General features: G+C 71.2%; 2 protein-coding genes. One reads left to right on the forward strand and one right to left on the reverse strand.

Annotation, left to right across the window (positions count from 1 at the left end):
- Positions 1–49 precede the first annotated feature (49 nt).
- Entirely contained in the window at positions 50–709 is a 660-nt protein-coding gene (locus ABEU20_RS05235; RefSeq protein WP_420163342.1) for a TetR/AcrR family transcriptional regulator, read from the forward strand.
- Here ABEU20_RS05235 and ABEU20_RS05240 read toward each other — a convergent pair.
- Positions 678–25121 carry a non-ribosomal peptide synthase/polyketide synthase gene (locus ABEU20_RS05240; protein ID WP_420163343.1) on the reverse strand — a complete coding sequence of 8148 codons (24444 nt, stop codon included), beginning with the start codon at positions 25119–25121 and terminating at the stop codon, positions 678–680. The two genes, ABEU20_RS05235 and ABEU20_RS05240, sit on opposite strands and share 32 nt — an antisense overlap.
- Between the last annotated feature and the right edge of the window lie 74 nt (positions 25122–25195).

Raw genomic sequence — 25195 nt, forward strand, 5'->3', positions numbered from 1 at the left:
ATGTGAGACACACTGTCCAGTCAATGCCTGTCCGGGTACTCTTCGCCGAATGACGGACGGGCGCGCGACACGGTGGGACGACCACAAGATGCAGCGGCGTGACCGGATCCTCGAGGCCGCGCTGGAAGCGGTCGAGGACGGCGGTACCGACATCGGCGTCCAGCAGATCGCCGAACGCGCCCAGGTTCCACGGTCGGTCGTCTACCGGATCTTCGCCGACCGCGGTGACCTCGACGAGCAGATCCGCCTGCGGATCATCGACGTGATGATGACCGAGCTGGGACCGGTCCTGACGCCGCACGGGACGGTGCGCGAAGCGATCGAACTCGCGGTCGACACGTACCTGCGTTGGATCGTCGCGCACCCGCGCCTGCACGCGTTCCTCGGCAAGGGCGCACCGAGCCGCAAGTCCGTCGGCTCGCGGGCCGTCACCGGAACCAAGACCGCGATCGGCGTGCAGTTGGGCGAACTCCTCGCCGGCATCCTCGACCGGCGCGAGGTGACGTCGAATCTCGCGGAGCCGCTGGCATTCGCTCTCGTCGGCCTGGTGGACGCCACCGTCAACCGGTGGCTGAGCCAGCAGGACGGCGCGGTCTCGAGCGACGAACTTGCGCGCTTCCTCGAGACGTCCATATGGAGCGTGCTCGACGCCAACCTTCGCGCACTGGGCGTCGAGATCATGCCGTCGACGACCGTCGCCGAACTCTAGGTCGACCCCGCCGATCGTCGAGATAGCGGGCCAGCGCCGGCCCGATCACCGCGAGCGACTCGCCCTCGACCATGTCGTTGTGCCCGCAGTCCACCGGATGCTCGTCGATGTCCCCGGTGATCAGTGGCCGCCATTCCTGCGCAGAACGCCGATCCCCGTCGTCGGCCGCCGGGAACACCAGAAGGTCGCCGTCGTACACCTGCGGGACGTGGCGGTGGACGAGTAGCCGCGAGTTCGCATAGCCGTCGTCGATCCGCTCGAGGTGGGCCGCGGTGATGCCGCCGGAGGTGCCGAAGTGCGCGTCGATCATGCGGGCAGCCTCGTCGTAGGTGAGCGGATCCGACACGTCCACCTCGAGACCGAGCCCACGGAGCAGGTCCGCGAGGTCGAGGCGCCCCAGCAGTGGGTCGGAGCCGTCGTCGGGGTAGCTGTCCATCACCACCAGCGCGCCCGCGGGTCGTCCGCGCCGCTGCAACTCGACGGCCATCGCGTGCGCCAGCACACCACCGAGCGACCAGCCGAGCAGGTCACACGGTCCGTCGGGGGCGATCGTCTCGATCTCGTCGACGTAGCTCGCTGCCAGCGCCTCCACGGACGCGTACTGAGGACCACCCGCGATGACCGGGAGCTGCAGACCGAAGACCGGCCGCTCCGACGGCAGAAATCCGACCAGACCCGCATAGCCCCAGGACAATCCGATCCCCGGATGCACGCAGAACAGCGGTCGGCCGTCCCCGGCCGCCCGGAGTGCGATCACCGGCGCCAGTGCGGCACCGACGTCGTCCGGCGCCGAGTTCCCGAGTCGCCGGGCGAGGCTCGCGGGGGTGGGATTGAGGAACAGCGCCTGCAGCGAGACCCGTTCGCCCAGCCGCTCTCCCAGATCTCCGACGAGCTTCGTCGCGAGCAGCGACGTACCACCGAGATCGAAGAAGCTGTCGTCCATGCCGATCCGTTCGACTCCCAGGACCGCGGCGAAGGCGTCGACGACGGCGGTCTCGACCGGGCCGTCCGGGTCCCGGTACACCGTCGCCGTAGACAGGAACGCCGGTGGCGGCAGGGCGTCGCGGTCGAGTTTCCCTGTCGGCGTGAGCGGGATGTGGTCGAGCAGCGTGACGGCCGAGGGCACCATGTGCGCCGGCAGGTGTCGTGCCGCGGCGCGGCGCAGCGCGTCCGGGTCGACGTGCGCATCGACGGTGGGACACACGTACGAGCACAGCAGCGTGTTGCCGGCCGGTCCCCGCTGGGCCAGCGTGACCGCGAAGCCCACGCCGGGCTGCGCCGCGAGGACGGTGTCGATCTCGCCGGGTTCGATCCGGAAGCCGCGGACCTTGACCTGGAAGTCGCTGCGGCCCACGTACTCGAGCGTGTCGTCGGTCCGCCAGCGCACCAGATCGCCCGTGCGGTAGAGCCGGTCCCCGACGGCACCGAACGGGTCGGCGACGAAGCGCGTCGCCGTCGGTCCGGGCCGCCGGTGGTATCCGCGGGCGAGCGCCGGCCCGGCGACGTACAACTCCCCGATCACCCCGCGGGGCACCGGGTGCAGGCGGGAGTCGAGGACGACCTCGCGAACGCCCCGGATGGGGCCGCCCAGCGTCACCGGCCGGTGTGGGCTCATCGGAGCGCTGATGTTCGCCATGATCGTCGTCTCGGTGGGCCCGTACGCGTTGAGCATGGTGCGGCCCGGCGCCCAGCGGGTCACCAGCTCCGGCGGACACGGCTCCCCCGCCACCACGAGTGTTCGCAGGTTCTCGAGCCCGACCGGATCCAGCGAGGCCAGCGTGGTCGGCGTGACGAACCCGTGGGTGACCCTGGCGGTCGCGAGCAGATCGGCGAACTCGCCACCGCCGTACACATCCGGTGGGACGACGACCATCGTCGCCCCCGCACTCAGGGCCATCACCGTCTCGAACACCGACGCGTCGAAGCTCGGTGACGCGAAGTGCAGGGTCCGCGCGGTCGGCGTCACGCCGAGCCGGTCCCGCTCCTCGGCCGCGAGATTCGCCAGCCCCTGATGGGTCAGCACGACACCCTTCGGCGTGCCCGTCGAACCCGACGTATAGATCAGGTAGGCGGGGTGATCGGCCCGCAGCGGGCGAATCCGGTCGGAGTCGGAGATCGGTGTGGCGGACTCGGCTGCGACAGCCTCCGCGACCTCCGGATCGTCGAGCACCAACCAATCGAACGAACTCGGCACGCGATCCCGACACGATCGCACCGTGACACCCACCGCGGCACCGCAATCGGTGAGCATCCGCGCGATGCGCTCGGCGGGGTAGTCCGGATCCACCGGCACGAAGGCCGCACCGGTCCTCGCCACCGCCCACACCGCGAGCACCGACGACATCGAGCGGGACAGACCGAGCGCGACATATGTCTCCGGTCCGGCACCCATCGCGATCAGGCGACGGGCCAGTCGATTCGCACCGTCGTCGAGTTGCCGATACGTCAGTTCGCTGCCCTCACACACCACTGCGGCGGCACCGGGGGCCCGCGCCGCGGACGCCAGCAGATCGGTGAGGAGAAGCGTCGGCGCATCCGGTGCGCCTCGCGCGGGCGCCAATCCGTCGAGTTCGTGCGGATGCAGGATTCCGAGATCGCCGACGGGCCGCTCCGGATCGCCCGAGGCGGCCTCGAGGATGCGGACGAAGCGGTCGGCGAAGCCCTGCACGGTGCCCCGGTCGAACAGGTCGGTCGCGAACGCGATCGCACCGGCGACTCCCGCGGGTGCCCCGCCACCGTCGAACCGCTCACCGAGCACGAACTCGAGATCCTCCTTGACCATTCCGGCGCCGATCGACACACCCTCGAGTCGCAGTCCGGACAGCTCGAGCTGGGCGCTCTCGTCGTTCTGGAATTCCAATGCGACCTGGAACAACGGCGAATACGCGGTGGATCGGGCCGGGTCGAGTTCCTCCACGACACGTTCGAACGGCACGTCGGCGTGCGCGAACGCGCCGAGATCGATCTCCCGCACCGACCCGAGCAGATCCGAGAACGATTGCCGTACATCGATCCTCGTGCGCAACGCGAGGGTTCCGACGAACATTCCGACGAGATCGTCGAGGGCTCGCTCGCCGCGCCCGGCGACGGGCGTGCCCACCACGATGTCGTCGGTGTCCCCCAACCGGGCGAGCAGCACCGCCAGGGCCGCATGGATCGTCATGAACAGACTGGTGGCGTGGTCGCGGGCGAACGTCAGGAGGCGCCGGTGCAATGCCGGTTCGAGGGTGAACTCCACCCGGTCACCACGGAAGGACTGCTGGATCGGGCGGGGACGATCGGCCGGCAGCCGCAGCAGGTCGGGCGCGCCCGACAGCGTCTCGGCCCAGTAGCCGAGCTGCCGGGACTGCACGGACCCCGGATCGTCCTCGTCGCCCAGGAGCGCCCGCTGCCACAGCGTGTAGTCGGCGTACTGCACGGGCAGCGGATCCCAGTCCGGACGGCGACCGACGGTGCGCGCGACGTAGGCGCGCATCAGATCCCGCGACAACGGCCCCAACGACAGTCCGTCGATCACGATGTGGTGCGCCACGAGGACCAGGACGTGCAGCTCCGGGCCGAGCTCGAACAGACCCCCGTCGACCGGAACCCTTTCCGTCACATCGAATCCCGTCGCGATGATCGCGCGGGTGCGAACTGACAACTCGTCGTCGCCCGACACCGGCACCGGGTCGAGGTCGATCGTGACCTCGGTGGCCGGCCGGACGTCCTGGACCGGGCCGGCGGCGCCCACCGGAAAGCGCGTGCGCAACGACTCGTGCCTGGACAGGACGTCGCCGATCGCCGCCCTCAGCGCCGCCGCGTCGAGCGCACCGGTCAGGCGCACCGCCATCGGCACGTTGTAGGCGGGCGACGACGGGTCGAACTGGTTGATGAACCACATTCGCTGCTGCGCCGCCGACAACGGGATCTCCGGGGGGCGCGGTACCGCCTCGAGCACGGGGCGGCCCGACGGCCCGGTATCGGCGTGTTCGATCCGCTCGGCGAGCGCGGCCGCCGTGGGTGCCTCGAACAGCGACCGCACACCCAGGTCGATGCCCAGTGCGGCGTCCAGTCGCGCCACGGCGCGGGTCGCGGACAGCGAGTTGCCGCCGAGGTCGAAGAAGTTGTCGCCGGTCCCCACCCGTTCCAGGCCGAGCACCTCCGCGAAGGTGGCCGTGATCGCTTCCTCCACCGGATCGGTGGGCGCTCGGAACATCGTTGCGGCGAGTCCGAACTCCGGTTCCGGCAGGGCCCGCCGGTCGAGTTTGCCCACCGGGGTGAGAGGGATGTCGTCGAGCACGACGATCGCGGTCGGCACCATGTACTCCGGCACACGCCGAGCGAGGCGGCGCCTCAGATCGTCGACGTGCAGGTGGCAGTCGTCGCGCGGGACGACGTAACTCACCAGCATGGTGTCGCCGGCCGGCCCGGGTCGGCCCAGGGTGGCCGCGAACCGCACGTCCGGGTGTCCGGTGAGGACGGCGTCGATCTCACCCAGCTCGATCCGGAAGCCGCGGACCTTGACCTGGAAGTCGCTGCGCCCGCGATACTCCAGCTTGCCGTCCGCGGTCCACGCGCCGACGTCCCCGGTCCGGTACATCCGGTCGCCCGGGGCCCCGAACGGGTCGGCGACGAACCGGGCCGCGGTCAGCCCGGGCCGGCGGTGGTAGCCGCGGGCCAGCCCGGGCCCGGCGATGTAGACGTCGCCGGCGATCCCGACGGGCACCGGGCGCAGACCGGAATCGAGCACGGTCTCGGCGACCCCGGGAATGGGTGGGCCGAGCGAATGCTCGGACGGCCGATCCGCTGCGGACTCCTCGAGGTTGACGACCATGGTGGTCTCGGTGGGCCCGTACGCGTTCAGGATTCGGCACTGCGGCAGCCAGTCCTCCACCAGTTCCGGGGACCAGGCCTCGCCGCCGACCAGAACGCACTCGAGGTCGTCGAGCCCGGACGGGTCGACCGACGCGAGCGCCGCCGGCGTGATGAACGCGTGCGTCACCCGCCGCTTCCGCAGCACCGCCGTCAGTTCCGAGCCCCCGTAGACGGTTCGGGGAACGATCACCATCGTCGCGCCCACCGCGAAGCACAGCAGGTATTCGACCACCGACACATCGAAACTGGGCGACGAGAAGTGCAGGGTCCGCGCGTCCGGGGTCAGGCCGCAGCGATCCCGCTGGACGTCGGCGTAGTTGCCGAGGCCCCGGTGGGTGACGCTGACGGCCTTCGGTCGCCCCGTCGAGCCGGACGTGTAGATCAGGTAGGCGACGCCGTCGAGCCGCAGGGGTGCGGCGCGGTCGGCGTCGGTGACGGCGCCGGACGGCCACGTCTCGTACGCGCGCACGAAACCCGGATCGTCGAGCACCAGCCACTGCAGCGTGTCCGGCATCCGGGGACGGTGTTCCCGAGTCGTGACACCGATCGTCGCACCGGAATCGGCGAGCATGGTCGCGACCCGCTCCGGGGGGTAGTCCGGATCGATCGGCACGAACGCCGCACCGGACCGCGTCACCGCCCATACCGCGAGCACCGACTCGAACGACCGCGGAATACCGAGCACCACCATCGATTCCGGCCCGATCCCGAGATCGACCAGGTGGCGGGCCAGCCGGTTGGACCGCCGGTCGAGTTCCCCGTACGTCACCTCCCGACCGTCGCCGACGAGCGCGAGCGCCTCCGCGTCCCGGGCCGCGGCGGCGTCGAGTATCGAGGCGAGGGTGCGCGGCGCGGATCCGCGGCCCGTGCGCATCGGGACGAGTTCGCGATGCTCCGAAGCCGACAGGAAGTCGAGTGCGGCCAGGCGGCGGTCCGGCTCGTCGGCGAGCGAACGTAGTACCCGCAGCAGACGCTGGGCGATGGAGGTGACCGTGGCCTCCGGGAGTACGTCGGGGCGGAACTTCATCGTCACGTTGAGCCCGTCCCGCACGGCCGCGACGACACTGAGCGGGTAGTGCGCCGAGTCGTGGGCCTCGATGCCGACGATCCGGAGACCCCCGAGCTCCGCGCCCACGCCCCCGTCGTCGGGCAGCGGATACGACTCGAAGACCGTCAGTGTGTCGAAGACCGCGCCCGGCCCGGCGGCACGCTGGATGCTCTCGAGTCCGGCGTAGTGGTGGTCGAGCATGGACGTCTGCTCCGTCTGAACCCGCTCGAGCAGGTCTCCCAGACTCTCGTACGGGTCCAACAGGATGCGCACGGGAACGGTGTTGATGAACAGGCCGACGGCCGACTCGACGCCGGCGAGATCGGGCGGCCGGCCGGACACGGTCGCACCGAAGACGACGTCGTCTCGACCGGTCAGCAGACCGAGCACGATCCCCCACGCGGTCTGCACGACGGTGCTCAGTGTGATCCCCCGCTCCTGGGCACGAACGCGCAGCCGATCGGTCGTCTCGGCATCGAGCCGGAACGGAAGGTCGTGGGATTCGATGTACCGGTCGGTGGCCGCCGATCTGTCGGCGAGCAGCGTGGGCTCGGCGGCGCCGGCGACCGCGTCGGTCCACGCCCGCAGCGTCGCCGACTCGTCCCGAGTCGCGAGCCAGTAGAGGTAGCGGCGGTACGAACCCGCGGGGGACAGCCCGGACGGGTCGCCGTCCGTCGCGTAGAGCGTGAACAGATCCTCGAGCAGCAGTGGTGTGGACCAGCCGTCGAACAGGATGTGATGATTGGTGACGACGATGCGCTCGGCGCCGCCGGGCATGTGCACCAGAGTAATTCGCAAGAGTGGCGCGCGGGAGAGGTCGAAGGTCGTCGCGCGGTCGGCGATGAGCAGCTCGCCCATTCGCGCGCCGGCGTCCGGCTCGGTGTACCCGCGGAGGTCGACCTCCCGCCACGGCACGTCCACCGAATCCTGCACCACCTGTACCGCGTCACCGCCCGGACCCCGGACGAAGGCCGTTCGCAGATTCGCGTGCCGTCCGAGCAGCGCACCCGCGGCCCGCTGTAGCCGCGGAACCTCCACGGCGCCGTCGAGTTTCAGGACCAACTGCACGAGGTAGGCGTCGGCGGCCTCGGCCGAGAGTTCCGAATGGAACATCATGCCCCGCTGCATCGGGGACAGCGGCCACACATCGGACAGTCCGGGATACCGGCCCTCCAGGACCTCGATCGTCTCCTGGTCCAACGCGACCAGATCCAGATCGGCCGGTGTGAAGCCGCCCGCACCCGGCTCGGATGCGCGCAGCGCGATCGCCTCGGCCGCGCGCTCCCACCACTGTGCCAGTCGCTCCACCTCGCTGCGGCCGAGAATGCCGCGCGGGAAGTCCCACGTCGCGGTGATCCGGGGACCGTCCGGTCCCGCGACCGCGGCGGCGTTGACGTCGACGACCGCGGCCGCCGACAGCGTCGGAGCAGACACCCCGCGCAGCTCGGGGTCGTCGACCGGCAGCCAGGCACCGCCCGCGCCGGTGTCGAACCTGCCGAGGTAGTTGAAGCTGATCTCGGGTACCGGACGGGCGGACAGTTCCGGCCGCGTGGCGTCGTTCAGATACCGGAGCAGGCCGAATCCGATGCCGTGGTCGGGAATCGATCGCATCCGCTCCTTGACGGCCTTGACGACCGTGTCGGCGGCCGGGCCGCCCGTCGTCGCCGCCTCGATGTCGATGCCCGACAGGTCGAACCGCACGGGATGGAGCGTTGTGAACCATCCGACCGTGCGGGACAGGTCGGCGCCGGGCACCACGTGGCCCTCCCGGCCGTGTCCCTCGAGGGTGACCGCGACCGCGTCGGCGTCGACGCCGCGTTCACGTCGCCACTGCGCCACCGCGAGGGCCAGCGCGCTCAGCAGACCGTCGTCGACGGAGCCGTGGAAGACCCGTGGCACGGTCGTCGTGAGCCCGGCGGTGACCTGCGCCGACAGTTCGGTCTCGATTCGTTCGATGGTGGCGCCGACGTCGACACTCGGATCCAGTTCCCGGGCCGCGAGACTCGGCCCCACGGGTTCGGTCATCGACCGCCACAGCGCGAGTTCGCCACCGCGGTGCTGCGCGGCCGACACGAGTCCGTCCGCCCACGTCCGCATCGACGTGCCGATCGGAGCGAGCGCCGGGTCCTCACCCGCACGGGCCCGGGTGTACGCGGCCGCCAGATCCGGGATCAGGATCCGCCACGACACCCCGTCGATCGCGAGGTGGTGTGCGACGACCAGCAACCGGCCGCCGTCGGGGGCGGTCAGCCGCACGATCTGGATCATGTTTCCGGAGAACGGGTCCAGCCGGTCGGCGGCCTCGTCCAGCGCAGCCCGCGCCGCCCGGCTGAACGCGGGTCCCCGCACCGTCGGGACGGGAACCCCCCGGACCACCGAGCGTCCGTCGACCGCCCCCGGAGGACGCACCGTCACGCGCCGGCCCGTGCGCGATCGGGCGTCGCGCCGCAACTGTGCACGCAACATGTCGTGGCGGTCGAGTACCGCGTCCACCCCCGCTGCCAGCGCGTCGGAGTCGAGATCGATCGGCACGTCCAGCAGCAACGTCTGTGCGTACCGCTGGAAGTCGCCGGAGCGCTCCGCCAGCCAGTGCACGACGGGTGTGGTGGCGACGTCTCCGACACCGCCCCCGGGTAGTTCGGGCAGTGGTTCGACGCGGGGCCGGTCGACCTGCGCGGCGACGTCGGCGAGTCGGGCGACGGTGCGGCACTCGAACACGTCGCGCGGGGTGATCGCCACTCCGGCGGTCTTGGCGCGGGACACCAACTGGATGGACATGATCGAGTCGCCGCCGAGCCCGAAGAAGGAGTCGTCGACTCCCACCGACTCGGCACCGAGGACGTCCGCGAACAGGTCGGTGAGGACGCGCTCGACGTCGGTGGCGGGCGGACGGCCCTCGCCGCCGACCGGGCGCGGATCCGGTAGCGCCGCACGGTCGATCTTGCCGTTCGGGGTCAGCGGGAACTCGCCCAGCACCGTCACCGCGGAGGGCACCATGTACGCCGGCAACCGCTGTGCCGCCGTTTCGGTCACCGTCTCGGCGGTGACCGACTCCCCCGGCTCCGGCACGACGTATCCGAGCAACCGGTCGGCGCCCGCCGACTCGGCGCGGGCCAGAACCACCGCCGACGCGACACCGGGCACCGCGACCAGTGCGGCCTCCACCTCTCCCGGCTCCACCCGGAACCCGCGCACCTGCACCTGGAAGTCCGCGCGTCCCACGTACTCGAGGTCGCCGGCCCGGCTCCACCGCACCCGGTCACCCGAGCGGTACATCCGCTGCGACGGCGCGTACGGATCCGCGACGAATCGCGACGCCGTGAGGTCCGGGCGGTGCAGGTACCCCCGCGCCACCTGGGGGCCCGCCACGTACAGCTCGCCCACCACACCGACGGGTACCGGATGCAGCCGGTCGTCGAGGACGCGCACGCCGATCCCGGGCAGCCCGACACCGATCACCGATCCGACGGTCCGGGAGGAATCGACCTCGGTCGCTTCGACGCGGTGCCACGTGACATGGACGCACGTCTCGGTGATCCCGTACATGTTGATCAGCGTGGGGCGATCCGATCCGTGACGCTCCACCCATCCGGCCAGGCGGGTGGCGTCGAGTGCCTCACCGCCGAACACCACCCCCCGCAGGGCGAGAGGAAGGTCCGAATCGGCGTCCGCACGGGCGAGTTGACCGAAGGCCGAGGGTGTCTGGCTGAGTAGTGTCACCGATTCTGCTGCCAGCAGCGCGAGGAGGTCGTCCGGTGCTCGCGCGGTGTGCCGGTCCACGACGACGATGCGGCCCCCGAAGCCGAGGGCGCCCCACAGTTCCCACACCGCGAAGTCGAATGCATACGAGTGGAACATCGTCCACACGTCGGTCGAGTCGAAGCCGAGGACGTCGCGCGCGCCGGACAGCAGTGTCACGACGTTGCGATGGGTGACGACGACGCCCTTGGGCCGCCCGGTCGACCCGGAGGTGTAGATGACGTAGGCCGGCGAGTCCGCATGCAGCGGGCGAACACGTTCGTGGTCGGCAACGGGCCCCGACGGCCGGCCGTCGATCCGCCGCCGCACGTCCTCGGCATCGAGACGGCTGATCTCGATGTGCTCCGGCAGCGGTGTGTCCGTGAGGCCGGCGGCCGACGCCGTGTCGGTGAGGAGGGCCACCGCACGCGCATCCCGGACGACGAAGCCGATGCGCTCGGGTGGATAGCCCGGGTCCACCGGAAGATACGCTGCCCCCGCTCGGACGACGCCCACGAGGGCGACGATCAGCTCCACCGATCGTTCCATCGCCACCGCGATCACCGACTCGGGGCCGAGCTTCTTCTCGATCAGCCAGCGGGCCAGCCGGTTGGAACGCGCATCGAGTTCGCGATAGGTGATCCGCTCGTCCCCGCACACGACGGCCACGGCGTCCGGCGCCGCGGCGGCGGCCGCGGTGAACAGATCCGCCAGCGTGCCCTCCGCCGCCACGGGCCGCGCACCCGGCGCGCGGGCCTCGGTGAGGTCGACGTCCCCGACCACGATGCCGGGATTCGCCGACACCGCCCCGAGCAGCCGGGACAGCATGTCGGCCAGCCCGGCCACCGTGGATTCGTCGAACACGTCGGTCGCGTAGACGATCTCGCCGACCAGCCCGCGCGGCACACCGTCCTCGTCGTGCCGCTCGCCGATCCCGAACTGCAGGTCGAACTTCGCCTCGCGGGTCTCGACGCCGACGGACTCGACCGTCAGTTCCGGTAGCTCCAGACGGGGCGCTTCCACGTTCCGGAACTCGAGCAGCACTTGGAACAGTGGGGCGTACGACGTGTTCCGCGCCGCGCCGGACCGCACGACCAGACGCTCGAACGGCAGGTCCGCGTGGGCGAACGCCTCGACGTCGATGTCACGCACCCGCGCGAGGACCGCACCGAACGCGGCCGCCGGATCCACCTCGGTGCGCAGCGCCAGTGTGTTGACGAACATGCCGACGACGTCGTCCAGTTCGGCCTCACCGCGTCCGGCCACGGGCGTCCCGATCACGACGTCGCGGTCCTGCCCGAGCCGGGCGAGCAGCACCGCCAACGCGGTGTGCACCACCATGAACATCGTCGAATCATGCTGCTCGGCAATGTCGAACAGTGCGCGGTGCACGTCCGGCCCCACCGACAGGTCGACGCGTCCGCCGCGCGTCGATCGGCGGGCGCCCCGCGGACGATCCAACGGCAGCGTCGTCACCGGCGGTGCACCGGCGAGCCGGTCGAGCCAGTACCCTTCCTCGCGGGCGAGCATCGACGACGGGTCGTCGGGATCGCCGAGCACGCGGCGCTGCCACAGCGCGTAATCCGCGTACTGCACGCTCAGCGGCTCCCAGTCGGGTGCCCGGCCCGCGACCCGCGCCACATAGGCGGCCGCGACGTCACGGGCGAGGGGGCCTACCGAGAAGCCGTCCGCGACGATGTGGTGCAACACGAGGACCAGCACGTGCACGTTCGAGTCGAGCCGAAGGATGCGGGCCCGGACCGGAACCTCGCGCGCCACATCGAATCCCGCTCCGATCAGATTCCGGATCCGGGCGTCGACGTCCTCGCGCCGCACCGGTTCGGGCTCGATGCCGCCCACGACGTCCGCGGCCGCGACGGTCACCTGCGACGGGCCCGACGGGAAGGACGGGAAGACCGTCCGCAACGACTCCTGCCGTTCCACGACGTCGGTCAACGCGGCGCGCAGTGCCTGCATCTCGAGCGTTCCGTTCAGCTGCAACACCATCGGCACGTTGTAGGCAGCCGAGGTGGGGTCGAACTGATCGATGAACCACATCCGCTCCTGTGCCCACGACAATGGCGGGTGCTCCGGCCGAACCACGGCACGCAGCCTGACCGGGCTCGGGGCTCGAACGCGCTCCGACGCCCGCGCGGCGAGTCGCCCGGCGGTACCGCACTCGAAGAGGTCACGCACGTCGAGGCCGGAACCGAGCGACCGGTTGATCCGGGCGACCACCCGGGTCGCGCCGAGCGAGTTTCCGCCGAGTCCGAAGAAGTTGTCGTCCAGACCCACTCGTTCGGCGCCGGTGATGTCGGCGAACACGGCCACCACCTGTTCCTCCGCCGGAGTGCGGGGGGCGCGGTAGGGCGCGGTGGGTCGAACGAAGTCGGGTTCGGGCAGCGCATCGCGGTCGAGCTTGCCCACCGGGGTGACGGGCAGCTCGTCCAGGACCACGATCGTGTTCGGCAGCATGTGGCGCGGCAAGCGACGCGCCGCGAACTCCGCCAGCTCCGTCACGTCGACTCCGTCGTCGGTCGCCGGCACGACATACGAGGCGAGCAGCGAGTCGCCGGCCCCGCGGCGGCGCGCCACCGTGACCGAGTGGGCCACCGCCGGGTGCGCCACCAGAACCGCCTCGATCTCGCCGAGCTCGATCCTGAGACCACGCACCTTCACCTGGAAGTCGCTGCGCCCCAGATAGTCCAGCGCACCGTCGGGCCGGCGCCGGACGATGTCGCCGGTCCGGTACATGCGTTCCCCCGCCGCCGAGACGGGGCAGGGCACGAACCGGGCGGCGGTCAACCCCGGTCGGCGGTGGTAGCCGCGCGCGAGACCCGCACCCACGACATAGAGTTCGCCGGGCACACCGATCGGGACCGGGCGCAGGTACGCGTCGAGCACCAGGACACCGGTTCCGCGGATCGGCGTCCCGATCGGAATGTCGGCCCCGGGAACCAGCGGTGCGCTGAACGTGGTGACGATGGTCGACTCCGCCGGCCCGTAGCCGTCGATCAACGTGCGTCCGGGCGCCCAGCCGGCGACGAGTTCCGTTCCGACGGCGTCGCCCCCGACCACGAGGACGGCCAGGTCGTCGAAGCGGCCGGGTTGGACGGTGGCGAGCGCCGCAGGGGTGATGCAGACGTGTGTGATGCGCTCGGCGACGAGGAGTTCGGCGAGGGCGGCCCCGCCGTACACCTCGGGTGGCGCCACCACGAGCGCGGCACCGGCCGCACTCGCCTGCAGCAGTTCGAGCACCGCGAAGTCGAAGCTCGGGGAACAGACGTGCAGGCACCGAGCCGACTGCGAAATCGGGTAGCGGGAGTGCATCTCGTCGACCAGACTCGTCAGGCCGCGATGCGTGACCGCGACTCCCTTGGGCCGTCCGGTCGATCCGGAGGTGTAGATCAGGTAGGCGATGTCGTCGACGTGGATCGGGCCGGTCCGGTCCCGATCGGTGACGACGGCCGCCGATTCGCCGGCACCCGCCGCGACCGGATCGTCGAGCACCGTCCAGCGGACCGTGTCCGGGAGGCTGGGGCGATCCGCCGCCGACGTCACGCCGACGGTCACGTCCGCATCCGCGAGCATGTTCTCGATGCGCTCGCGCGGATACGCGGGGTCGACCGGGAGGAAGGCCGCGCCCGACTTCGCGACGGCCCACACCGCCTGCACCGACACGGCCGAGCGTGGCAGTGCGCACGCCACGACCGCGCCGGGTCCGGCCCCCGCTCGGATGAGCACCCGCGCGAGACGATTGGACCGCTCGTCGAGTTCCCGGTACGTCAGGGACGCACCGCGGGAGACGACCGCGAGCCCGTCCGGGTTCGCGGCGGCACCGGCCGTCAGGATCTGCGGGAGCAGCGCCGGCACCGACGGGCGACCCCCGTCCGGGAGCACCTCCTGCCGCTCGGCCGCTGTCGACAGATCGATACGGGCGATCGTCCGGGTGTGCTGGTGAACGATCTGATCGAGCGCCGATTGCACACGGGCACCGAGGAGTTCGGCGTCCGCCTCGTCGATCGCACCGGACCGATACTTCACTGTCACGTGCAGCCGGTCGGTGAGTGCGGCCCGCAGCGTCAGGGGATAGTGAGTGGCGTCGATTCCGCGCACCCCGGTGACACTCAGGCCCGCGATGTCCGCGCCACGTTCGAGCGCGGAGCGATCGATCGGATAGGACTCGAACACGGTGAGCGTGTCGAACACGGCCCCGGGTCCTGCCGCCTGCTGCACCTCCGCGAGACCGGCGTCGTGATGCTCCATCAGCGCCGCCTGCTCGCGCTGTACCCGACGGAGCAACTGCCCCACGGTTTCACGTGGATCCAACCGGACCCGAACCGGAACGGTGTTGACGAACAGGCCGATCATCGACTCGATTCCGGGAACGTCCGCGTGCCGACCCGAGACGGTCGCGCCGAAGACGACGTCCGTCCGCCCGGTGAGAACTCCGAGCACCAGCGCCCACGCGACCTGGAGGACGGTGTTGGGGGTGACGGCGTGGTCGCGTGCGATCCGCAGCAGCGCGGCCGTATCGGATCCGCTCAGCACCAGTTCGACATCGTGCGACTCGCCGGCGGTGTCCACCGCGTCCGACGCGACGAGCAGCGTCGGGTCCGTGGCCCCGGAGAGGGCGCGGCACCACGCCGCGACCGACGCCTCGCGGTCGCGAGCGGAGAGCCAGGCGAGGTAGTCCCGGTAGTCGCCGACCGGAGGCGGTGCAGCCGCGTCGGCCTCCACCGCGTACTGCGTCAGCAGCCGTTGCAGCAGAAGCGGTGTCGACCAGCCGTCGAGCAGGATGTGGTGGTGCGTCAGCAGCAGCCGGTACGACTCGGGCGCGACGCGCGCCAGCGTGAACCGTAGCAACGGCGGCCGGTCCATCGCGAAGGGTGTGGCGCGGTCCTCCCCCAGCAGCGCCTGCCACCGCTGCTCGAGGTGTGCCGGCGCCTCGCCCGTCAGGTCGACCTCGTGCCAGGGCACCGCGACGTCGGTTTCGATCACCTGGATCGTCTCGCCGCCGACGTCGTCGACGAAACACGCTCGCAGGTTCGGGTACCGGTCGAGCAGGACACGGGCCGCATCGCGCAGGCGATCTCGCGCCGGCTCGCCCCGCAATTCGATGACGAGTTGGATCAGGTAGGCGTCGGGTGAGTTCTCCACCAGGCGCGCGTGGAACAACAGACCGGCCTGCAGCGGGGTCACCGGCCACACGTCGACGACGCCGGGCCGCGTCGCCTCCAGCGCATCGATCCCTTCCTGATCCAGCTGGACGAGATCCAGATCCGACGGTGTCAGCCCACCGGCGCCGGGCGTACGTGCGTACCCGGCCAGTCCGTGCAACGCCTCCGTCCACAGTTGCGCGAGCCGCTGGACGTCGGCCCGATCGAGCACCCCGGTCGCGTACGTCCACGACGCCTGCAGCACAGCGCCGTCGGCTCCGCTGCGCACGCCCGCGGAGATGTCGAGGGGCGCGGACACCGGCATGTCGGGATCCTGGGTGAGGCCGAGGCCTCCGACCTCGACCGGCATCCACGGTCCCGCCCCGGAAGCGGGGCTGTCCGCGACGGTGAGCCGGCCCAGGTAGTTCAGCATGACCTGCGGCGACGTGCGCAGCCGGCGGCCCGCGTCGCCGTCGAGTTCGGTGAGCACCCCGTACCCGATGCCGTGGTCGGGAGCGCCCCGCAGGTGCTCCTTGACGAGCTTCACGGCGGCGCCCGCAGCGGCCCCGCCGCCCCACGCGTCGTCGAGGTCGATCCGCGAGAGATCCGGCCGCACCGGACGAATCGTCGTGAACCAGCCCACCGTTCGGCTCAGATCGGCACCGGGGACGGCATCCTCCTCGCGGCCGTGCCCCTCGATCCCGAGCAGCACGGCGCCGCCGTCACGGCCACGCGCCGAGTTCCACCGGGCGACCGCCATTGCGAGCGCGGCAAGCAGAACATCCTGCGGGGAGCCGTGAATCGCGGCGGGGAGGGTTGTGAGCAGCGCCGTGGTGTCGACGGCCGGGGCATCGACGAACAGCGTCTCGGTGGTTGCCTGTACGTCGCGATCAGGGTCGAGCGAGCGGCGCCCGATCGGTGGATCGGTTCCGGCGACCACGTTCTCCCACAGCGGCAGTTCACCGGCCCGGTCGGACGCGATGTCACGCAGCGCGTGCGCCCACCTGCGCATCGACGTGCCGACCGGTTCCAGCGCGGGGTTCCGCCCGTCGACCGACCGGGCCCACGCCGCGGCCAGGTCGGGCACGATCACCCGCCACGACACCCCGTCGACCACCGCATGGTGGACCACGACGAGCAGCCGTCCGGCGCCCTCCGGCCCGTCGAACCAGACCACCTGGACCATGCGGCCCGCCGCAGGATCCAGTCGGTCGGCCGCCGCCTCCGACTCCGCGGCCGCGCGACGGTCGAAGTCGTCGTCGAAGGCGCGCACCGGGTTCCGGACGACGACGTCACGGGCATCGACGGCACCGATCGGGAGCACGTCCGTGCGCCAGCCGGATGCACCGTGCTCGAGCCGGGCACGCAGCATGTCGTGGCGGTCCAGGACCGCCTGCGTCGCCGCGATCAGGTCCGGCTCCCGAACGCCGCTCGGGAGGTGCAGCAGCACCGATTGCGCGAAGCGGTCGATCCGGTGGCCGGCCCGCCGCAGGAGCCACGCCAGGATCGGCGTGAGCGGTACGTCGCCCACCCCGCCCCCGTCGAGTTCGGGAAGAGTCTCGGCGGCGTCCTCGTTCGCAACCGCAACTGCCGCCAGCGCCGCGACCGTCCGACGGTCGAAGACGTCCCGGGGCGTCACGGACAGCCCGGCCGCCTTCACCCGCGCCACGAGTTGGATCGACATGATGCTGTCGCCGCCGAGATCGAAGAACGAGTCCTCCACACCGACCGTCTCCAGCCCCAGCACATCCGCGAACACGCCCGCGAGCGTCCGCTCCGCCGCGGTGGCCGGCGGCCGGGAGGCCGACGCCTCGACAGTGACGACCGGGTCCGGCAGTGCGGCGCGGTCCAGCTTGCCGTGCACCGTCATCGGAATCTGCGGCAGGACCGTGACGTGACGCGGAACCATGTACGACGGCAACCACGCGGCCACCGACTCGAGCAGGCTCGCGGTGTCGATGTCGGCACCCGCGGCCGGCACCACGTACGCGACCAACCGGTCACCGAGACGATCCACGTGGCGGACGTCGGTGACGGCTTGTCCGACGTCCGGATGCCGGGTCAGCGCCGCGTCGATCTCACCGAGTTCGATCCGGTGTCCGTGCAGCTTGATCTGCCGGTCGCCGCGTCCGAAGTACTCGAGCGTGCCGGCGGCGGTCCACCGCACCCGGTCGCCGGTGCGGTACATGCGCCCACCGGGGTTCCCACTCGGCTCGGCCACGAACCGGGCGGCGGTCAGCGCGGGCCGGCGATGGTAGCCACGCGCCAGCCCGGGCCCGGCCAGGTACAGCTCGCCGGGTGTGCCCACCGGAACGGGCCGGAGCCGATCGTCGAGGACCAGCGCCCGGAATCCCTGGATGGGGCCGCCGATCGTCACCGTGCCCCCCGGTTCCGGTGCGGTACCGGCGGTCCCGATCACGGTGGTTTCGGTGGGCCCGTAGGCGTTGACCATCTCGCGGCCGCGGGCCCAGCGGGCGGCGACGTCGGGCGGCAGCGCCTCGCCGGCGGCGAGCACACATGTCAGGTGGTCGAGATCGGCCGTGCCGTCGGCCTCCGGCACGGTCGGCGTCATCGCCAAGGCGGTCGGCGTCATGATGCAGTGCGTCACCTGCTCGGACGCGAGCAGCTGCCGCAGCGCCTCGCCGCCGTACACGGCGGGCGGGGCGATCACCATCGTCGCGCCGACGCCGACCGCCAGCAGAAGTTCGAGTACCGATACGTCGAAGCTCGGCGACGTGAGTTGCAGGATCCGGGAGTCGGGTGTGGTGCGACACCGCTCGTGCAGGTCGGCGGCGAAGTTCGCGAGTCCTCGGTGCGTGACGGCGACTCCCTTGGGCACGCCGGTGGATCCCGAGGTGTAGATGAGATAGGCGACGTCGTCCGGGTGGAGCGGCGCGGTGCGCTCGCCGTCGCGTATCGGGCGAACGGAAGTGGCCGGAGTGGAGCGATATTCGTCGACGATCCGCCAGGGCACGGTGTCGGCGAACGAGTCCCGTAGGTCCGCGGTCGTGAGCCCGAGCGTCGCTCCGGAGTCGCGCAGCATCAGCTCGATCCGGTCCGGTGGATGCGCCGGATCCACCGGGAGGAAGGCGGCGCCGGATTTCGCGATCGCCCACACACCGATCAGGTGGGCGGGGCATCGGTGCATTCCCAGCGCCACCACCGCCCCCGGGCCGATCCCGTCGTCGATCAACGTGCGAGCCAGTTCGTCGGATACCCGGTCGAGTTCGCCGTAGGTGATGTCGGCGCCCTCGAACCGGAGCGCGGAACGGCTCGGGTCCATCTCCGCAGCGACCGACAGCAAATCCGGGAGCGTGCGCGGCGCAATCCCCGGCGTTCCCCGAGCCGACACCAGCGCAGCGTGTTCGGCGGGGTCCAGGAGGTCGATGTCCGCGACCGCCGTCTCGGCAGAAGCCGCCACGGCCCTCAGGATCCGCACCAACCGGTCGGCAAACCCACGTACCGTCGCGGAATCGAACACGTCGGTGGCGAAGACGATCCCGGTCGCGATGCCCGCGGCGGCGCCGTCTGCGTCGAACTCCTCGGCCATGCTCACCTGGAGGTCGAAATTGGCGACCTCGTCGCGACGCTCCAACGTCCGCACCCGCACGCCGGGCAGTTCGACCTCCGGGCGCGTGATGGTCCGAAACTCGAGCAGCACCTGGAACAACGGGGAGTACGCGGTGGACCGGGGTGGGTCCACCGCCTCGACCACCCGCTCGAAGGGGACGTCGGCATGCATGAAGGCCCCCAGATCGGCCTCCCGGATTCCGTGCAGCAGTTCCGCGAACGAGCGGTCGCCGTCGACGGTGCAGCGCAGGACGAGGGTGTTGACGAACATGCCGACCATGTCGTCCAGCGCAGCCGCGCCGCGCCCCGCGATCGGCGTGCCGACGGCGACGTCGTCGGTGCCGCCGACCCGGGCCAGCAGGACCGCCAGCGCCGCGTGCATCACCATGAACACACTCGAATCGTGCCGGCGCGCAAGGTCGACGACGACTGCGTGCAGATCGGCCGGGAGCTCGAAGTCGACCCGGCCCCCTTCCTCGGACCGCACATCGGGTCGGGGCCGGTCGCACGGCAGGGCCGACACGGCCGGGAGGTCCGCCAAGGTCGTCGTCCAGTAGTCGAGCTGACGGGAGAGCAGCGAGCCGGGGTCGTCGGCGTCCCCCAGCCAGTCCGCTTGCCACAGCGCGTAATCCGCGTACTGGACGACCTGCGGCGTCCACGCCGGCGTACCCGAGGTGGTCCGGGCCGCATAGGCCGTCACGAGATCGCGTGCAAGCACCCCGAGCGAGAAGCCGTCGGCCAGGATGTGATGCAGGACCACGGTGAGCACGTGCTCTGTCTCGGCGATCCGGAAGAGCCCGGCGCGCACCGGCACCCGCGCCGAGACGTCGAACCCCCGGGACATCATCGCCCCCATCCGCCGCTGCAGGTCGCCGTCGTCGTCGACATCCTCGGCATCGATCGAGAGACCCGAACGGTCGACGGACAGCACCTCCTGGCGGGGCCCGGCGTCGTCGAGCGGATAAACGGTGCGCAGTGACTCGTGCCGGGCGACCACGTCATCGATCGCGCCGACGAGGGCGTCCCGGTCCAGTGCTCCCGACAGTTGGAGCGAGAGCGAGATGTTGTACGCCGGTGAGTGCGTGTCGAACTGATTGACGAACCAGATCCGCTGTTGGGCCGGTGAGAGCGGAATCCGCGGCGGCCGAGGCCGTGCGACGAGCGGCGGGCGGGCCCGCGGTCCTTCCGCGTCCGTACCGCGGGCGCGGCGTGCCAGGCCCGCGACGGTGGGCGCGTCGAACACGTCCCGGATGCCGAGATCGGTGCCCGTCGCGTCGCCGACACGGGCCGCCAACTGTGCCGCCACCAGGGAGTTCCCCCCGAGCACGAAGAAGTCGTCGTCGATGCCGACCCGCTCGAGCCCGAGCAGCGCGCGGACCGCTGCCGCCACCGCCTCCTCGACGGGGTCACGGGGAGCGACGAGCACGCGCTCGGTGTCCTCGGGAGCGGGCAACGCCGCGCGGTCGAGCTTGCCGTGCGCCGTGATCGGCAGCCGGTCCAGCACCGTGACCGCCGACGGCACCATGTATCTGGGAAGCGTGCGCGCCACGGCCTCTCGCACCGCGCGCGGATCGAGCGGGGCCCCGCCCGACGGCACCACGTAGCCGAGGATCCGAACGCCGGACGGCGGGTCGTCTGCGATCGCGACGGCGGAGCCCACCCCGGGCACCGCGGCGAGGACCGACTCCACCTCCCCGAGTTCGACGCGGTAGCCACGGACCTGCACCTGCGCGTCGGCGCGTCCCGCGAACCGCAGGGTGCCGTCGGGCGCCCAGGCGCCCAGGTCTCCCGTCCGATACATCCGGGTGCCGGTGCCGAACGGATCCGGCACGAACCGTCCCGCGGTCAGGCCCGGCCGATCGAGGTAGCCACGCGCCAATTGCACACCCGCCACGTACAGTTCGCCGACGATGCCGGTCGGGAGGGGGTGCAGGCGCGCGTCGAGGACCCGGACCGCCATGCCCGGGAGCGGGTGCCCGATCGCGCCCGGACTGCCGTGCGCGGCCGAGTCGGCACCGACCGGACCGTGCGTGACGTGCACACACGTCTCGGTGATCCCGTACATGTTCGACAGCCGCGGCCGGTCGTCGCCCCAGCGCTCGAACCAGCCCGACAGCTGTGTCGGGTCCAGCGCCTCACCACCGAAGACCACGTGTCGCAGCGGCAGTGCGCCTTCCCGGTCACGCGACGTCGCATCGGCGTCGATCAGTTGCCGGAACGCGCCCGGAGTCTGACTCAGGATCGTCACTCCCTCGTCGCGCAACAAGGCGAGGAAGTCCCGCGGCGACCGCGCGGTGTCGCGGTCGACCACCACCACGGTCGCGCCGTGCAGCAACGCGCCCCACTGTTCCCACACCGCGAAATCGAATGCGTACGAATGGAACATCGTCCACACGTCGGTCGCGTCGAACTCGAAGATCGGCTGTGTACGCGCGAACAGCGTGACCACGCTGCGGTGCGGGACGGCGACTCCTTTGGGCCGGCCCGTCGAACCCGACGTGTAGATGACGTACGCGGCCGCGTCGGGTCGCAGCGGCGCCGTGCGGTCGGCGTCGGTGACCGGGCCGGCGGGCATCTCGGCGACGGCGGCCCGGATCGCGTCGGTGTCGAGGTTCACCGACGGGACGTCGGCGGACACCGACGACAACCGGTGCGCACCGGCGGCGTCGACGAGCACGCACGCCGGTCGGGCATCGGAGAGCAGGAGGGCGATGCGCTCGTCAGGGTAGTCGACGTCCACCGGCACGTAGGCGGCTCCCGCGCCGATCACCGCGGTGAGGACGACCGGCAGGTCCACCGATCGCGTCATCGCGACCGCCACCCGCGACTCCGGTCCGATCCCGCGCCGGATCAGCCAGCGGGACAGCCTGTTCGCGTGTTCGGACAACGCCCGGTACGTCAGTCGCGACCCGCCCGCGACGACGGCGACCGCCGTCGGATCCGCCGCGACGGCACGGCTGAGCAGATCGGGTAACGTCGCGGCCGCACCGCGGACGTCCGGCGCACGGGCGGACAGTGCGCGTTCGGTCTCGTCGGTGATCTCGACATCGCCGACGACGGTGCCGCCGTCCGCGGCGATCGCCTCGAGGATGCATTGCAGTCGCTCGGCGACGCTCGTGATCGTCGCGCGATCGAACAGGTCGCTCGCGAAATGCACTGCGACCGAGAGCCCCTGCGGCTGTCCGCCGTCGTCGACCTGTTCCCGCACGCTCAGCTGCAGTTCGAACTTCGCGACACCGGTGTCGACCTCCCGCACGTCGGCGACCACACCCGGTAACTCCGCCGAGGCGGTCCCGGCAGTCTGCAGTTCGAGCATCACCTGGACGAGCGGTGCCTGCGCGGGCGAGCGGTCGGTCGCGAGTTCCTCGACGAGGCGCTCGAACGGTAGATCCGCATTGGCGAGCGCCGCCAGATCGGTGTCGCGGACACCCGCCAGCACCTCGACGAACGTGGCCGCGGGGTCGATGTCGCTACGCAGCACGAGGGTGTTGACGAACATGCCTACCGCGTCGTCGAGTTCGGCAGCCGCACGTCCGGCCACCGGGGTGCCGATCGCGACGTCGCGTCCGGCCCCGAGCCGCGACAGCAGGACGGCGAACGCGGCGTGGAGCACCATGAAGAGGGTGCAGTCGTTCTCGCGCCCCAGGTCGACCAGCCGACGGTGCGTGCCCGGGGCGATCCCGAACGTGACGGTCCCCCCGCGGGTCGTGGCGGTCGCCGAACGCCGACGATCGTGCGGCAGCACGATGGCGGGGGGCAGGTCCGCCAACCGGTCCGTCCAGAACCGCAGTTGGCGCGCGGCCACCGAACGGGGGTCGCGCTCGTCCCCGAGCATCTCCCGTTGCCACAGCGCGTAATCGGCGTACTGGACCGGCAGCGGCGTCCAGGTGGGCGAACCTGCGGCTCGTCGGGCGTCGTACGCGACCATGACGTCGCGCGACAACGGCAGCACCGACTGTCCGTCCGCGGCGATGTGGTGCACGACCACCGCCAGGACGTGTTCCTCCGGCCCGATCCGGAACAGGCGCACCCGCAGCGGAAGATCCTCGCGCACATCGAATCCCACGACGGAGCCGGATCGGACCGCGTCCCACACCGCGTCGCGCCCCACCACGATCGGCGTCACGTCGGGCACCGCGGACTCGGCGGGCACGATCACCTGGTGGGGACCTTCCACGGCCGCGGGGAACACCGTGCGCAGCGCCTCGTGACGCTCGACGACGTCGGCGATCGCGGCGCGCAGCGCCCGGACGTCGAGCGGTCCGGTCAACGCCACCGCGAACGCGATGTTGTACACGGGAGAATCGGTGTCGAGTTGGTTGACAAACCACATCCGCTGCTGCGCGGGCGAGAGCGGGAGTCGATCCGGGCGGGCCCCGCGGGCGGGAGGCGGGATCGGCGGCGGACCGGCCGGCGCCCCGTCCGACCCGGTCAGCGCGCCGACGTGTCCGGCGAGGCGACGCGCGGTGGGCGCCTCGAACAGATCCCGCACCGTCAGCGTCACGCCGAGGGCCGTGTTCAGCCTGGCGACGACCTTCGTCGCCACCAGCGAGTCGCCCCCGAGATCGAAGAAGCTGTCGCCGGGCAGCACCGTCCGGCTCGCACGCAGGACCTCGGTGAACACGTCCGCGATCACGCGTTCGATGGCGCTGTCCACGGCCGGCTCGGGCGGCTCCGCCGACTCGGGCTGCGCGACCGGCGTCGGCGCCCGGGCGCCCGGCCTCGCAGTCGGGGCCGCGTCCAGCCGCACCTCCGCGAGCGGTGTCTGTGGATCCGCCGCGACGACGTGTTCGAGGAACTCCAGGAATCGCCGGTGGTGCGAGGCCTCGATCTCCTGCGTGTACCGGTGCGGATTCGCCCGGAAATCGACGAAAGTTCGGAGGGGCGTACCGGATTGGTAGACGTTGACGAGCAGATCGTCCACCGGCCCGGAGGTGATGATGTGGAACTCGGTCGCGAGCGAGCCCATCTCGATCTCCGGGTGGAAGAACATCACGTTGACGATCGGCGCCGGAAGGTCCACGCCGAGGTCGCGCTGGATGTCGGCGCGACTGCAACGCTGATGTCGCAGGGCGGCAATCAGTTCCACCTGCACACGTCCGACCAGATCTCCGACGGTGTCGTCGTCGCGGATCTCGATTCGGACCGGTACCAGGTTGACGGTCATCCCGCCCGACCGCCGCAGCACCGCGGTCGTGCGGGCCGAGACCGGGATGTCGACGACCACGTCGCGGCGACCGGTCGTCCGGCTCAGGTAGCACGCGAAGGCGGCGATGATCCGCGCCGCCGCCGAGGCCCCGGATCCGTGCGCCTCCTTGGTCAGCTCGAGCCGACGCATCGTCCGATCCGACAACACCGCAGTCGCGAGCCGACTTTCGGCCACGGCCGGCGCGCCCCCACCCGCCAGCGTCACGCCGTGGGCCCCGTCGAGCCGCTGCGCCCAGTACGCCCGGTCGGTGTCGTGACGGTCCGACGCCCGATAGCGTTCGTCGATGTCGTAGAGGGATCTCAGATCGGCGGCGGCGGGAGGATCCGGCTCGCGCCCCTCCGCCATCGCGGTGTAGAGATGGGCGATGCGGTAGAGCATGGTCGCGGCACCGTACCCGTCGAGCGCGATGTGGTGACTTCTGCTGTACCACAGGAAATGCCGGTCACCGACCTGCAGGATCGAGGTCTGGACCAGCCGGTCGACGGCCAGATCGATCGGTGTCGCCGCCTCCCGCTGCATCCACGCGTGCGCGGCGGCTTCCGGGTCGGCGGCGGCGCGTAGGTCCACCAGCTCGATCGACGTGTCCCGTGCGAGATCGAGGTATTGCATCGGATCGCCGTCGACGGTGACGACACGGAGGAACGGCGATTCGAACTCGTGCGCCGCACGAACGTTCGCCGCACGCAGCAGATCGATGTCGAGAGGACCGTCGATCTCCACGTACTGCGCGATGAACAGCGGGACGTCCGGCACGAGTTGCTGCGCGAACCACAGCGCGCGCTGCGCCTCCGACAGCGGGAACCGGCGCGGGTACGAATCGGCGCCGGTCATGTGAGGATCGGGAGGTTCGGATGATTCCACGTATCGCCCCCAGGGAGGTTCGCTTCGCCACGGTGGCTCGCGCC

This window comes from Rhodococcus parequi, assembly GCF_046042785.1.
GTDB lineage: Bacteria > Actinomycetota > Actinomycetes > Mycobacteriales > Mycobacteriaceae > Prescottella > Prescottella parequi.